11 protein-coding genes and 1 pseudogene are annotated in these 15,655 nt (G+C 33.6%); 7 read left to right on the top strand and 5 right to left on the bottom strand.

Annotated elements, in window-relative coordinates:
- The 4 genes from BWGOE10_RS26400 to BWGOE10_RS26385 form a co-directional block, all read left to right on the top strand.
- Window positions 1–473: efflux RND transporter periplasmic adaptor subunit (locus tag BWGOE10_RS26400; RefSeq protein WP_415858230.1), on the top strand; the 473-nt coding region annotated here is incomplete at its 5' end.
- Entirely contained in the window at window positions 470–1,150 is a 681-nt protein-coding gene (locus tag BWGOE10_RS26395) for an ABC transporter ATP-binding protein (RefSeq protein ID WP_070143032.1), read from the top strand. The genes BWGOE10_RS26400 and BWGOE10_RS26395, both read left to right, overlap by 4 nt.
- Window positions 1,147–2,346 (top strand): ABC transporter permease, encoded by a 1,200-nt coding sequence (locus tag BWGOE10_RS26390; protein WP_002193659.1) that lies wholly within the window; start codon window positions 1,147–1,149, stop codon window positions 2,344–2,346. The genes BWGOE10_RS26395 and BWGOE10_RS26390 overlap by 4 nt, the downstream gene beginning before the upstream one ends.
- A gap of 106 nt (window positions 2,347–2,452) precedes the next feature.
- A complete protein-coding gene (locus tag BWGOE10_RS26385; RefSeq protein WP_070143034.1) occupies window positions 2,453–3,151 on the top strand; it encodes a Yip1 family protein in 699 nt (232 codons plus the stop codon).
- 454 nt (window positions 3,152–3,605) lie between these two features.
- On the opposite strand, the gene BWGOE10_RS26380 is transcribed toward BWGOE10_RS26385, so the two are convergent.
- From BWGOE10_RS26380 to BWGOE10_RS33585, 3 genes and pseudogenes are all read right to left on the bottom strand, one after another.
- Window positions 3,606–4,709 carry a serine hydrolase gene (locus BWGOE10_RS26380; protein WP_070143035.1) on the bottom strand — a complete coding sequence of 368 codons (1,104 nt, stop codon included), beginning with the start codon at window positions 4,707–4,709 and terminating at the stop codon, window positions 3,606–3,608.
- A gap of 285 nt (window positions 4,710–4,994) precedes the next feature.
- On the bottom strand, window positions 4,995–5,198 hold the full coding sequence (locus BWGOE10_RS33590) for a hypothetical protein (protein ID WP_000479691.1): 204 nt from the start codon (window positions 5,196–5,198) through the stop codon (window positions 4,995–4,997).
- Window positions 5,199–5,659: 461 nt separating this feature from the next.
- Window positions 5,660–5,860, bottom strand: a pseudogene (locus BWGOE10_RS33585) (hypothetical protein); the annotation flags it as partial.
- Between the two features lie 120 nt (window positions 5,861–5,980).
- On the opposite strand from BWGOE10_RS33585, the gene BWGOE10_RS26365 reads away from it, so the two are divergent.
- Window positions 5,981–8,734: a M4 family metallopeptidase gene (locus BWGOE10_RS26365; RefSeq protein WP_070168355.1), complete on the top strand. Its 2,754-nt coding sequence runs from the start codon at window positions 5,981–5,983 to the stop codon at window positions 8,732–8,734.
- A gap of 96 nt (window positions 8,735–8,830) precedes the next feature.
- Here BWGOE10_RS26365 and BWGOE10_RS26360 read toward each other — a convergent pair whose 3' ends face one another.
- Window positions 8,831–11,293, bottom strand: coding sequence for a PAS domain S-box protein (locus tag BWGOE10_RS26360; protein ID WP_070143037.1), 2,463 nt, complete (start codon window positions 11,291–11,293; stop codon window positions 8,831–8,833).
- 975 nt (window positions 11,294–12,268) lie between these two features.
- On the opposite strand from BWGOE10_RS26360, the gene BWGOE10_RS26355 reads away from it, so the two are divergent.
- Window positions 12,269–14,500, top strand: a complete 2,232-nt coding sequence (locus BWGOE10_RS26355; RefSeq protein ID WP_070143038.1) for an N-acetylmuramoyl-L-alanine amidase family protein — start codon at window positions 12,269–12,271, stop codon at window positions 14,498–14,500.
- 368 nt (window positions 14,501–14,868) lie between these two features.
- Window positions 14,869–15,180: a heavy metal-binding domain-containing protein gene (locus tag BWGOE10_RS26350; RefSeq protein ID WP_070143040.1), complete on the top strand. Its 312-nt coding sequence runs from the start codon at window positions 14,869–14,871 to the stop codon at window positions 15,178–15,180.
- 136 nt (window positions 15,181–15,316) lie between these two features.
- On the opposite strand, the gene BWGOE10_RS26345 is transcribed toward BWGOE10_RS26350, so the two are convergent.
- A complete protein-coding gene (locus BWGOE10_RS26345; RefSeq protein WP_236736044.1) occupies window positions 15,317–15,490 on the bottom strand; it encodes a helix-turn-helix domain-containing protein in 174 nt (57 codons plus the stop codon).
- Window positions 15,491–15,655 lie beyond the last annotated feature (165 nt).

Genomic DNA, 15,655 nt, shown 5'->3' with positions numbered 1-15,655 from the left:
GGACTTTAACAGAACTTCAAAAGTCACAAATTCAAAAGGATCAAACGTTTACTGTAACTGCGAAAGCAAATAATAAGAAGAAGTGGACAGGTAAAATTACAGAAGTAAGTGAATTCCCAACGAGTGCGGAGATGGCTCAAGCTGCTGGTGAGGGAACTCAAAATATGTCTCAATATACATATAAGGCAAGTCTTGATAGCCAAGATGGTTTATCTCCAGGTTATCACGTTTCTTTACAAGTAAATTTAGAGAATAAGACGATGATTGCTGTTCCAAGTAAGAGCATTGTAGAAAAAGGCGAAGATGCATTTGTTTATATCGAAGAAAAAGGAAAGCTTAGTAAGAAAAATGTGAAAAAAGGTGCGAATGATGGAGATTGGACAGAGGTTATTGAAGGCGTAACAGTGGGGCAAAAGGTGGTTAAAAATCCTTCCGACAACGTTTATGACGGAATGGAAGTGAAAGAGAAATGATTACGCTAAATAATATTTCTAAAACATATTATCAAGGGAAATTGGCAGTGCCGATTTTACATGGTATTAGTTTAACAATTCAGAGCGGTGAGTTCGTTTCTATTATGGGACCGTCTGGTTCTGGTAAATCAACACTTATGAATATTATTGGTTGTTTAGATCGTCCAACAGAAGGCGAATATATGCTGAATGATGTGAATATCTTAACAGCAGACGAGTCAAAGCTTGCTTTAATTCGTAATGAATATATCGGTTTTGTGTTCCAGCATTTTAATTTGCTGCCGCGTCTTTCAGCGGTAGAAAATGTTGAACTTCCGCTCGTATATGGTGGCGTGAAGAAAGCAGAGCGTCGTCAAAGGGCTTTGGAAGCACTTGGTAAAGTTGGTTTATCCGACAGAGTTCATCATTTGCCGAATGAGTTATCAGGTGGACAGAAGCAGCGTGTCGCTATTGCGAGGTCGATTGCGAATAATCCAACGTTCATTATGGCCGATGAGCCGACAGGTGCGCTTGATACGAAGTCTGGTAAGCAAGTTATGGACATTTTCACGAAGCTCAATGCAGAAGGTACGACGATTGTTATGGTTACGCATGAAGAAGAGGTTGCGGCTTATTCTTCCCGCCGTATTGTACTGCGAGACGGGAAAGTTACAGAAGATAGAAGGTGTGCAGTATGAGTTTACTAGATAGTATGAAAATTGCCCTATCTTCTATTTTAGCTCATAAACTGCGTTCAGCCCTTACGATGCTAGGTATTATTATCGGCGTAGGTTCTATTATTACTGTCGTTGCGATTGGGCAGGGCGGGGAAGCGATGCTGAAGTCGAAAATCGCTGGTTCTGGTAATAACCTTATGCCAATTCAGTTTAAACCGGATATTAATGATGAGTTTGCTATGGGTGGGCATGAGGTACCAAAATTAACGGAAGAAGATATTCTTGAGGTGAAACAGGTAAAAGATGTTGCCCATGTTATTACGACGAATAGTACGATGGAAACACTTGATATAAACGATAAAAAAGCAATGATTAATGTTATTGGACTAGATAGTGAATATTTTCAAGTAAATAAAGTGAAAATGGTCAAAGGCCGTTCATTAAATGAATCAGATATTTCGCAAGGGAATAACGTTGTGATGATTAGTATGAAGGCAGAAGAGACGTTATTTAAAGATGAAAATCCAGTAGGGAAAATTATTGAAATGAAAGGACAGCCGGTGCAAATTATCGGTGTCTATAAATCAGATAATGAATTTATGGGATTTGAAACTGAGGAAATACTGATTCCTCTCACTTTATGGCCTGTTTTATACGGAACAGATGAAATTCAAAGTATCGCAATTCAAGCTAAAAATGTAGACAATTTAGAATCAGCAGGAAAAAAAGCTATTGAAGTATTAAATAGTCGTAAGCCGAGTGAAATTCCAGGTAAATATGAATTAGTGAACTTAAAAGAGTTCCAAGAAGGAGTTTCTAAAGTCACTAATATCATGACAATGATCATCGGTGGTATCGCAGGTATTTCATTAGTCGTTGGTGGTATTGGCGTTATGAACATTATGCTCGTATCTGTAACGGAGCGTACGCGTGAAATTGGGATACGTAAAGCACTTGGAGCAACACGTAGTAAAATTTTATTACAGTTTTTAATTGAAGCCGTTATGTTAACGCTTCTAGGTGGTTTAATTGGAATTGGTCTTGGATATGGCGGGGCATATATTGTCTCCACATTCGCAAAATGGCCACCGCTCGTTTCGTGGGAAGTTGTTGTTGGAGGCGTATTATTCTCGATGACACTTGGTATTATTTTCGGATTAATTCCAGCAAATAAAGCTGCAAAATTAGATCCAATTGAAGCACTTCGCTACGAATAGTTTACTAGTGTAGTAAAGATAAATATCTTTACTACACATACATATTGTTTGAGTCAATTGTTTGTACCATTCTTTAAGAGGATTATATATAGAAGGAGGCGCAATAATGGAAGCGAATATTAATACACAAGATGTAGGTGCAAAAAAGCCATCATTATTTGGAATGATTACATCTCCTGGAGTACAATTTGAAAGAATGAAAACAAACAAGAAACTTTGGGGTATGTTCCTATTAGTAGCATTGTTACAAGGGCTTCTAGGTGGTTTAAATGCATATGTTATGTATACCTCACCTGAGATGCTTAAAATGAAAAAAGAATTAGGTGAAATGGCTGGACAAAGTTCACTTACATCAGAAGTTATTTCTGGAATTGGAACAAGCTTTGCTAGTGCGATGGTTGGAACACTATTCATAGCAGCTATTTATAAAATGTTTATGATGTTCTTTGGTAATGATACGCCTTATAAAACCTTATTGAATATTGTAGCTTATACAAACATTGTCCTTATTATTGGTGGACTTATTAATTCTATTTTAAGTATAATCTTTGGTAGTGGAATGAGCCAATATACGAGTTTAGGGTTATTATTTACGAAAGGTACATTTGCATATGGAATTGGTAATACAATTGAACTATTCTATGTATGGAATTTACTCTTAATTTGGCTCGGATTACACATTACAGCTGGATTAAGCAAAGTGAAAGCATCGATTCCAATTATTATTCTATTCATTATTAAAGCGGTATTCTTTGCGGCAATTATTGTATTAATAGCGAAGTTTTTACCAGGTATGTTAATGTAAATAAATTAAGTTCATTATTACTAAGTTTAGTAGAAGATTTGTAACATTAATAACCGGTTCCTTAACGTACAAGGTACCGGTTATTTTGTGTCCAAAATGTGTTCAAACGTACAATTTTTGTTGATTTGAAATAAAGTTTAATCAAAAAATCTCCACAAACACATATTATATGATAAATAAGAAGACTCCATTTTGAAAAAAAGATTAATCAAAATGGAGTCTTTTGTTAGAAATCTGCATTTAGTTTTTATAAAAAAGATTGATCAAAACTCATGAACATATCTATTATAACCGTTTATATATAGCATATAGTCCATTCTTTTCTTTAAACACTATAGAAACTTTATTGTCACTTTAAAATATGGGCTCATTATTTTTAGATTCTCGGACAAGAGAAGTCAGGTGCTTACTATTCTAAACGGCTATAGCACATAGAATGCAAATTTCTCTTTTATCATGACAATTCCATCTTTATCTTTCCCCTAAATTCTTCATTTTTTAATGTTTTTAAATTAAATTCATTTAGATTCTTACGTAACTTTAAAGCATCAATTCTATTTAACTCGTTTGCCATAAATACAATTTCAAATGAATCGCCCTTTTTATTTGTTGCATATAAGCCATTAGTTAAAACAAATGCAGTAGAACCACCCTTTTGTCCTGCATGTAAAAACAATTTTTTATTATGTTCATTTTCTATTACAGTCTCTAGAATTTTGTCCAATTTTTGATGCACTAATTCATCATAATAATTTTTGGAATTAATTTTTTCTAGCAAAGAGATATAGTCAGAAGCTGCTGCTGATGTCAAACGATTTGACCAATTCTTTTGCAAGTCTAGTGAAAACATATTCAAATTCGGCAGCTGTTGTTCATTTTTAATTAATTCATTTATTTTGAACGCATACTTCTTATATTCTTCTTGAGAGAGATTATTTAGATGCTTTACTAATTCCTTCTTACTTAAATTAAATTTCTCCTGTAAGAATCCTGGAATATATAAAGCTGACACAAATGGATATACTTCTTCATGTTGTTGAAGGCCTAATTCTTTTATATTTTGATTAATATTTTCAATTCCGAGTATATTCATTAAATATTCTGTATTCGCATTCGAACTATATTGTAACATTCCCTTTGCTATATTCTGTAAAGTTACACAATCATTTTTAATCTGATTATTTTGTATCATATCCTGTTCCCATTTTGGATGTGCGCCACCATCTGTGTTTTTGATATAATATTTCTTTAATTCGCTTAAAGAAATATATTCGTTTTCATTAATGATCCCGTTAGCACTTTGTTTAGCAAATTCAATAGCAATTATTAATTTAACCATACTTGCTAACGGTAACCTCTTATCTTCATTAATAGAACATAGAATTTCACCATTTTTTTTTATAATTAATGCACATGTATTCTTCTGTGCGTTGTCTTTAATATACGACAAAATATATTGTGGATCCGTTTTGTTCATATCCTTCCTCGCTAGCATAAACACAATAACAAAAACCACTATACAAATAACTACAATACCTAACAAAACATTAATAAACATTATAAATTTCTCCTTATTTAATTTTGACTTATATTTTTTGAGTTGATATAAATACCGGATTTATGTAGTTTTAAAATAAAGTTTGATTAAAAATATCTACTCCCGCCCTTACCCTAAGGAATATAAAAAGAATCTAATTTGAAAAAAGATTAATCAAAATAGATTCTTTTTCAGTAGATTTAAGATTGGTTTTTATAAAAATGTTTGATTAAAATTACACATATTAACCTTACTATATGATTCTCTGATTAATAAAACGTATAAAAAATTTTGGAATAGTAACACCTATACGTTATTATTCTCCTTTTTTTTATAGAAATGGTTCGAATTACAGGCAATAACCCATCCTATAATTATTAATGTTACAGAAAACAACTTAAGACACGCCCTATATATATAATCTAAATCTTTAAGATAAACCCAGGATATTACCCCTATAACAGCACCAACTATTCCTAGAATCAAACCCTTATATTTTTGTAAAAACATCAAGTTACCCCTTTCGTACAAACAAAATATTCCATATATAAATAATACTAAATTATGGGATATTTTTAAAGAATCAAAATGTTTTTATATTCAATTCATATATTTTATTTCTTTTCTTAATAAAAATATCCCCATAGATAAGTAAATCCAAAGGGACAAAACGGTGCATCTTTTTTATAAACAGTTAATCTTTTTTCAAAACGGTTAAACTTTGTTATAAACGATTAAACTTTATTTCAAATCCACAATTTTCTTTTTTTGTATGGTGACCCCATGTCCAACAACTTAATATAACCCAAAGTACCAAAAAACGTTATTCTTTCTATATGTAACAAGAAGCATAGGATGGCCGAAACGGTCAACTTATGCTTTTTTTAGTTTACGGCCAACTTATACTTCTAATATGCATACAACAAAAAAACAACTAGCCCTTCGTAAAAGGTACTAGTTGACGTAAAATTCTACATGTGGACTTTTTTCTTGTTCTTGCGAATAAACCGCCACACAAAAGTTAGAAGTAGTAAGAGAAGTAGTAAGAAGAGCGGTATTGCTTGAATAAAGAAAAATCCTTTCCAAAAATCGAGCATAGTACTATCTGGAGAATCTGTTGCCATCCCACCTATAAAAAAAGATAACGGAATGGTAAGTATATTTATCGACATTAAATTATGTAATTTTGCGTAATGTTACATAATTTCTTCATTTTTCTCTTTATTTCGATAGGAATAGACAGTATAATTTTATGGATTTAATATTTCAGAAAATTATACGAGGTAAATACCATGAAAAATAAAAAAAGAACAGCTAGAGTTGCATTAACAACAGGATTAGCTTTAACAGCTGTAATACCATATGGAGTAGGTCATGCAGAGGAAACAGATCAACTACAAGTTCAAATTCAGGAGGATTCATTCCGTACAGGTGAACTTACACAACCATCACAAAAGGCACCAGAGAATGTAGTAAAAGATGCTCTTAAGGAGAAGACAGAGCAAGCTTTGTCTCCAAAACAAGTGAATGGAGAAACGGGAGTAGATTATAAGGTTCTTCAAAAACGTGGTTCTTATGATGGGACTACACTTGTGCGTATACAACAAACGTACGAAGAAAAAGAAGTATATGGGTATCAATTGACTGCACACGTAGATAAAAGGGGTGTTATTAAAAGTATTTCAGGGGATAGTGCGCAAAATTTAAAACAAGAAGATTTAAAGAAGCCTATTAATCTATCACAAGAAGAAGCGAAACGATATATTTATACGAAGTACGGGAACGATATCAATTTTATTTCTGAGCCAGAAGTAAAGGCAGTTATTTTTGTTGATGAAAATAATGGACAAGCTAGCAATGCATACCAAGTGACTTTTGCTGCTGCAACACCAAACTATGTATCTGGAACTTATTTAGTGAATGCTCATAATGGTGATATGTTAAAAAATACATTGCAAGAATCAGGTTTAAAAGCAAGTGAAAAACTTGTTGGAGCCCTAAAGGAAAGTAGAAAAAGTAATCTTACATCATTAACTGGAACAGGAAAAGATGATTTAGGTATATCTCGTACATTTGGTATTTCTAGACAAAGTGATGGGAAATATACGCTTGCTGATTACACAAGAGGGCAAGGAATTGAAACGTATGATGTAAATTACAGAGATATTAATAAAGAGGAAAGCTATTACCCTGGTACACTAGCAATTAGCACTTCAACAACATTTAATGACCCAAAGGCGGTAAGTGCTCATTACATAGCAACAAAGGTATATGATTTTTATAAAAATAAATACGGACGTAATAGTTTTGATAATAAGGGACAAAAAGTAGTTTCAGTTGTACATGCGTGGGATTCTGAAGATACAAATGATCCGAAAAATTGGGAGAATGCATTCAGTACTAATATTAATAATAGTAGTATGCTTGTATATGGTGATCCTGTGGTAAAGGCATTTGACGTAGCGGGACATGAATTTACACATGCGGTTACATCTAGCGAATCCAATCTTGAATATTCCGGAGAATCTGGTGCGATTAACGAGGCGTTATCGGATATTATGGGAACAGCTATTGAGAAATATATAAACAATGGGAAATTTAACTGGACAATAGGAGAACAAACTGGATCAGTTTTACGTGATATGGAAAATCCAGCGTCCGTTCCATCTTCACTTGGAGTGCCTTATCCAGATGATTATAGTGCATATAATGATTTAAATGGAGAGGATGATGGAGGCGTTCATTTCAACTCAAATATTATTAATAAAGTTGCGTATTTAATGGCGAAAGGTGGCACTCATAACGGTGTAACTGTAAAAGGTATTGGCGAGGATAAAATGTTTGATATTTTCTATTATGCAAACACTGATGAATTAAACATGACTTCCGATTTCTCTGAATTGAGATCAGCATGCCTTCGAGTTGCAACAAATAAATATGGCGCGAACTCAACTGAAGCTCAAGCAGTCCAAGAAGCTTTTGATGCAGCAAAAATCAAGGTAACAGTGAAAGAAAAAGAAAAGCCTGCGGAAAACCAAGCGCCGGAGTTAACTGTACCGTTTATAACTACACTACATGTAGGTGATACGTTCGACCCGATAAGAGGTGTAAAAGCTGTTGATAAAGAAGATGGTGATTTAACAAATAGAGTAAAACATAAAGGCAATGTAGATACTTCTAAAACAGGTAAATACAGTGTGGAGTACTCGGTTGTCGATTCCCAAGGGGTTAATGCAACGGCTACACAGACTGTAATTGTAGAGGAAAATGGCGAAACTCCAGATATGGAACCTAAATTAACAGTGCCTGTTGAAGCAACAATGAATGTAGGAGATTCATTCGACCCAATGGCAGGAGTATCAGCTACTGATAAAGAAGATGGCGACCTTACTTCTAAAGTAACAGTTGATGGTAAAGTAGATACATCTAAAGCCGGTACTTATGTATTAACTTACACAATTACAGACTCTAAAGGTCATGAAGTAACTGCGAAACAAACAGTAACGGTTAGAGCTAGAGAAGAAGTTAAAGATGAAAAAACAGTACTAAAAGTACCTGCTGAAACTACAATTACTGAGAGTAATCAATTCGATCCAATGGCAGGAGTATCAGCTACTGATAAAGAAGGCGGTGTCCTTACTTCTAAAGTAACGCATGAAGGAACTGTTGATATATCTAAAGCCGGTACTTATGAAGTAATATATAGTGTCAAAGATCTCGCAGGCAATGAGGTAACTACAATACAAAAAGTGGTTGTGAAAGATAAGGACAATGGTAACGGTTCTGATAACGGAAATAATGGCTCAGACAACAATAACGGTAATAATCCTGATAAAGGCAGTACTGGTACTAACAACAGCAATGCCTCTGATACTGGTAAAAGTAAAATCTCAAACAATAGTACTTCTGATAAAAAAGAAGATACATATAAAGAGCTTCCAAAAACGGGTGCAAGTACAAATAACAGTGCAGCAATGGGTTTATTGATGGTTCTTGCGGGTATGGCTCTTTCTTTTGGTCGTAAATTTAGAAAGGTATTAAAATAATAGTAACTTATTGCAGTAAATTAAAAAGCACCTTCAAATATTGAAGGTGCTTTTTATCAACTTTTATAAACTGTACTTCATGATTCTAGGATGTATCTAAGAAGTTGAATAAGAGTTTTCTTTTTCAAGAGTAGATATAGGAAGATTAATATTAACTGTTGTTCCTTTTCCTACTTCACTTTCAATAAATATCTTTCCTTGGTGCTTTTCAATAATTTTATAACAGATCATTAGTCCTAAACCGATACCATTTTCCTTAATACTATAAAATGGTTCTCCTAGATAAGGTAAACGTTCTTTTTCAATTCCACACCCGTGATCGATAAATCGAATGTTTACCAGGTTTTTATCAGGTACATATTCGATTTGAATTAAGATTTCCGCTCCCATTGGAGTTGTTTCAATTGCATTTTTTAAGATATTTATGAAAGCTTGCTTTAATTGATTACCTTCGCAGAGTATGAATGAAGTATCAGATGTAAACTCAGTTGTAATTTGTATGCAATTCATTATCGCTTGAGGTTCAAGTAACATTACAATTTGCTTCATTAATACATTCAGGTCAGTAGTTTTAATTTCTAATGCCTCAGGTTTTGCTAATGTCATAAATTCATTAGTAATACTATCTATACGTTCAATCTCTGATAACACTATATCTATATAATGCTCAGTGTTCTTATTTTCCATTAATTTTAATAACTGCATGAATCCTTTCATTGCTGTTAAAGGATTTTTAATTTCATGAGCAATTGCGGTGGATAATTGACCTACTACAGCAAGTTTCTCCGATTTTCGTAATAATTCCTCTGTTTTTAGCCGTTCGGTGATATCTCGAGAGATACTCAAGAAAACTTTTTTGCCATTCAAGTTAAACACACGAACAGAAAATTCAATTGTCATGGTTTTTCCTTTAGGAAAAGCAAATTCATCTTGTAATGTGAAGGTAGTTTGCCCTTCTCTAATTTTTTCAATTACTCTTCCTACCATTGGAGAACCTGGCGGAACGTTACTAGGAAATGGCATCGAAAGAAGCTCTTCTCTACTATATCCAAATCTTTTACACGCAACAGGATTTACTTCGATAAAGCGAGTTGGAAATTGATCCTCATTCAGCTCCAATACATATACTGCATCAGTTGCTTGTTCAATGAGTGCACGGTATTTCATTTCACTGTCACTTAATTGCTGGTGTAATTGTTGCAGTTCTCTTTCTGCTTGTTTCCTTTCAGAAATGTCTCTACAAATTCCTGATAAAGCAATTACATTACCCCTAAAATCTAGAATAGGTGAAATCGTCAGGCTTACATCAATAAGAGTTTTATCTTTTTTTTGTCTAACAGTTTCTAAACAGGTTATAATTGGGTCTTTCATATTGGTATTTTTAATGTGGTTTATATATTCCAAAGTTTGATCTATTAAAAATTCAGGTACGCAAGGTAATTTTTTTCCTATGGATTCTTTTTCTGACCAACCAAATATCCTCTCATAAGCTTTATTCGCTTGCAACATATGTCCATCTAAATCAAATATAGTGATAGCATCTACGTTATGATTAATAAATGATTCTAATCGTTCTTTAGTTACCTTTAACTCATTTTCCGCATGTATTCTCTGCGTTATATCAACAGTAGAACCAACTACTTCAATCACTTTTCCCTCTCTTTTAACAGGCCTAAGTGAGAAAAGGACAACACTCTTATCATCTGGCCATGGTAGTTCGAAAGTAACATCTTCACCATCCCATGCCCGGTGATAATATTTTAGTAGTTGAGGAACTAAATGGAATGGAACAATGGAGGAATTTATAGCAGGTAAACTTTTCCCCACCACTTGTTCAGAGTGAAACCCTTGTTGATAAAATAATTGTCCATCACACAAAGTATGAACTATATTCCCATTCACTTTTTTAAATTTAAAGATACCTCCTTGCAATTCATGTACGGTTTCCTTTAACTCTTGCTTTGATTCTAGTAATGTTTCATTCGCTTTAGCTAAATCTTGCGTTAAAGAATATAATTTTTGATAGGATTCCATAAGAAAAATACCGATCATGAGTCCACAAGATATAAATAACGTACCTTGAATGTCAAGAAGTATGAGTGGTATAGATGGAAAAAAGAATCCAAATACCAAATGGATTATAGCTATATAAACAGCTAGATAAAGAAAGATACTTTTAAAAGCATGGATATTTTTGAGATATGTTTGAAATATGGTATATATAGTAGCTATTCCTAAGGCAGCTATCAAGGCGGGTACCCAATCACCATCAAGGTAAAAGATACGCATAAATAAAATAAACATTAATGTAATCCAGCCGGCTGTACGACCAAAATAAATAAACGAAATTATAAGAGGAACCGCTCGAAGGTCATAAAACAATCCCATGTGCTTAAAATTAAAAATCATCAAAATAGCAGCTATGATACCTGCATATATGCCACAAAATAACTTGATTGATTTGGAATCCATTTTCCTTATAAATACTTGGATAAAAATAGCTAAACTAACTAAGAAAGCAAAAATAGATAGATTAATGAAGAATCCTGTGAAAAGCATGCCATATTCCCCCTTATTAAATGTATTAGAAAAAAGTACGAGAATGCTACAAATTATACAGTGATCAGACTTGTTATTCGGAAAAGGGAAATGGGTAGTGATGAAAATTTAACTCCTTTTTATCTTTTTTCAACTCAAGATCCCTTCCTCAAAGGTTTGAAGATGTGAAACATCAATTTTAGGTGGGAAATGAATGTTGGTAGGCGTATTTAATGAATGTATCATGCAAGAAAGCGAGGTACAACCCATGTTAGTAAATAAAGTATATAAATTTCGTATCTATCTAAATAAGCGATAAGAAATATTAATTGCTAAAACCATTGGGTGCAGTCGTCTCTTAACCGTAGAAACTACGGGAATAGCCTATTGGATTAGAAACCGTTAGGTTTCTGTACTTAGGGATCTCCCACTTCAAACAGTCCATTGGGCTATTAAGTGGTGAGTAGTTCAAAATATTTTCTTCATTAATATAAAAATAATAAATTAGCTATTAAAAAAAGAAAACAACTTGGATAGGAACAAATTGTTTTCTTCTAAAGGGTACAACAAAGAAAGAGTAGGGAAGCAAAACACAAACATGTCAATCAAACGAAGTGGAGAAAAAACAATAAATACTGAAAAATCAGAAAATTAATTCGGTGAAGGTTCCTCTTTAATCTCTTTCTTTGTAAGTATAAGTTTAACATTAATAACAAGATAAAACAACAAAAAAATACAAAATTCTGATAAATTCGACATTTATCTAACTACTAATTAAAGCTGTCTATTTTCATATAGATTATTGGGTTCTGGTGCAAAAATTATTTAATCGCCTCACGTTGATATTTCATAATTGCTTTATTAAAAATCACTGAAAGACTTTTGTAACATTTATGAAAGGGATTTGAAAGGTATTTAAATTAAAATGAACTTCCGAACATGAAATTTGGATTAAGTATGTAGATAAAAAACAAATAAAAAGCGAGGAATGACATTATGAATGGAAAAGAAACAAAAAGGGTAAAAAGGATCCTCCCTGTAGGAATTGGAAAGAAGGTAATCCCTGCAACAGCAGCATTAGGTATTCTTTTTTCTATGGCACCTATTGGAGAAAATAAGGCTAGCGCAGGGATAGGTGCGGTAGTAGATATAACTATTACTGTATTAGGTGCTGTAGCAAACACTTATGAAGCACTTGGAATAACCCCAGAGAGTCCAGACCCAGGCACTCACATTGATGTATATGCAGAAAACGAAACTTACCAGGCTCCTAGTTTTACATCTGGGGAATTTAATATTTCCATGTATCATACAAAAGGTGATTTGAATTTTCTTAAACCAGTTAAAGTACGCTATCCAAATGGAAGAATTGAAATTCATCAACTAAGATCTGGGCAGCAGCTTAAAATTACTGAAGCAGGTGCAATTATAGATTTAAACCCTAATGGAGCAAATGTCTCAGAACACGATCTTCTTTACATTACACAAGCACAATTAGACGAAGGAAAGACCGGAGTTGTGATAAATCAAGGCCAACATGCATTTGTAGAAAAAGCATCTGGTAAAAACCCAAGATTTCTTGGTCCACTTTACAAAAAATATTCCGGTGACTCCTTTGGCGATTGGACGGTGATTGCTAGAAATTCAGATTACCTATTTGATCAGATAGCAAATAAATTATCAGATGAGCAAAAACGATTGATAACATTGACTTCAAAGCCAGTATCTAAAGATGTCCTTGACAACTATGTTAATAATGAGCCTAAAGCTCGTGCAGATTTTTATGATCGATTATCTGATGTATTGGCGGAGCGTACTAACGCCCTAGAAACATCTATTGATATAGAATTCACTAACCTAAATCATGGTAACCCTTATCAAATTATCCCTTATAAAAAAGGAACGAATAAAGTAATCGTAAAAACAGGTTCAAAATACCTTTCAGGAAAAGAAGAAAAAGATCTTCGATATTCCGATTCACTTGGTGACGATGAAGTATTTGAACTCGTTCAGACAGGAAATAATCACGACGGTCAATTCCAGTTCCATTTAATAAATAAAAATGGCGTACGTTTGTCTGGGAATTCTTACATCCAACAATTCGGTTCTGATTGGAGTTTCAGTTCTGAACTTCGCTTTGCAAAAAGTAACAATGAAATTAACAATTGGTTAATAGAGTGGTATCCGGGTAAAGAAAATGAGAGACAGAAATATGACAAAATAGAGATTGTAACTGATGAAAAGGACCCTACTAAATATCGTGCAAAAGATTCCTCTGGAAACGTGATAAAGAACAGTTGGGTAAATCGAGATAATGCGTATTCCTTTGCAGATGCTGATGGAGTTCTCATGACAGGTTGGCAAGAAATTAAGGGGAAGACTTATTATTTCTCATCGCCTTATGGCTACATGGTTACTGGAAGTGGAAGTGATTCACAGATTGAGGATAAGTACTACCACTTTAATGATGACGGTGTTTTACAACGATCAACCTGGAGAGGAGAGAACTATTCCGATGCTTCTGGAGCATTCGTTAAAGAAGGCTTGAAAGATATAGATGGTAAAATTTATTATTTCCAAAATTACAATATAAATAAAAAGGAAATACGTATAGAAGATCGAGATGTCATCCTTCACTTTTCCGATAAAGGTGTGCTTGAGAGAGTTTCTAATCTAAAGGGAGAAGTTATAAACAGCGTTGTTAATGTTCCGTTTGACAACAAAACATTAACATTTAATAACGACGGTTCAATTTTTAAAACAGGTATCAACAAAAGAGAGAAAATAGTGGAATATTATAGTTTAGAAGATGGACCTTTCTATACCGGTTGGAAAATGATAGATGGTAAAAGATACCATTTCACAAATGGTCGCAATTATACGTTCAATGCTCATGAAAACATTGACGGAAAAAGATATTATTTCCATGAAGACGGATCAGTTAACAGAGCAGGGTTTGAAAAAATCGATGGTAAGCTATACCACTTTGACAATAACGGCGTAGCACAAACGGGCTGGCAAACTATCGATAATAAATATTATTACTTCGATGAGAATGGGGCAGCTAAAACAGGATGGTTCCAAGTTGGTGGGGGATATAGACCTTGGCCTCTTGCATACGGATACCTTTGGTATTGTGCTAGAGAAGATGGTTCCCTTTATGCAGACGGTTGGTTTAAAATCGACGGTAAAGATTATCACTTTGACCAATGGGGACATAAAATGTAATAACATAATGATAGTTTGAAATAAATTATACAGAGGTAACCATACGATGATTTTAAAACTAGCATTTATACTTTTTGGAATATTCTTAGTATTATGGGGTATATATAGTAGGAAAAAATATGAATCATTTTTAGAAAAACTTACTGGAATAGGACGGTTTTTAGGCGGAATTACATGTATGATTGCAGGGATTTTATCTTTTATAATTAAATAATTTATAAAATGTTTGCGGTACTCCTACTTATGAAGTCTTACAGAACTGTCACCTTTATGTAAGGTTATTAGATAGTTTGTTAAACAATTAAATGTGATAATAAGTTTATAAGAAATGATGATAAATTTTTAAGGATTATAGGAGCGTGTTAATAATGATTGTAACAACAACGAATACTATTCAAGGCAAAGAAATTATCGAGTATGTAGACATCGTAAACGGTGAAGCAATTATGGGTGCAAATATCGTACGTGACATCTTCGCTTCTGTTCGTGACGTTGTCGGTGGCCGTTCTGGTGCATATGAAAGTAAATTAAAAGAAGCTCGTGACATTGCGGTGGAAGAAATGAAACAACTTGCAACGCAAAAAGGAGCAAATGCCATTGTTGGTATCGATGTAGACTACGAAGTAGTTCGCGATGGAATGTTAATGGTTGCGGTAAGCGGTACAGCTGTACGTGTGTAAATAGATAGGAATGTGGAACCTTATTGGTAAACTACCCCTTCAATTGTTAGACATAATTAACAATTGGAGGGGTAGTCTTTTATGGTCAAATTTTCTTTGAAAGCAAGATACATAGCAATCGATACGAATAATATTCCTAATAACCATTTCGCTTTAATGTGCGATAAATAGTGGTTCTATCCACATTTAAAAAGTCAGCAATTTCCTGTTTTGTTTTTCCTTGATCAATTAACTCAAGTATTAAGTCAGTTTTAGACTTATTAATTTTAGGAGTTCTTCCCAGTATCCCGCCGTTTTCTACATACTTCATACGCCCAGCCTGCGTTCGCCCTAGTATATAGTTCCGTTGGTTCTGGTGCAAACACTCCAAAACGCTTGTAAGTAACCTCCTAAACTTGGACATACTGATACTAGTACTCTGAAAAAGGATGTGATTGGTATGGAAAAGCAAAATCTATTCAAGTGGAAACATTAC

The sequence above is a fragment of the Bacillus mycoides genome (assembly GCF_001757995.1).
GTDB lineage: Bacteria > Bacillota > Bacilli > Bacillales > Bacillaceae_G > Bacillus_A > Bacillus_A mycoides_B.
The sequence above is the reverse complement of the archived record's forward strand: the minus strand, read 5'-3'. Positions and strand labels throughout refer to the sequence as shown.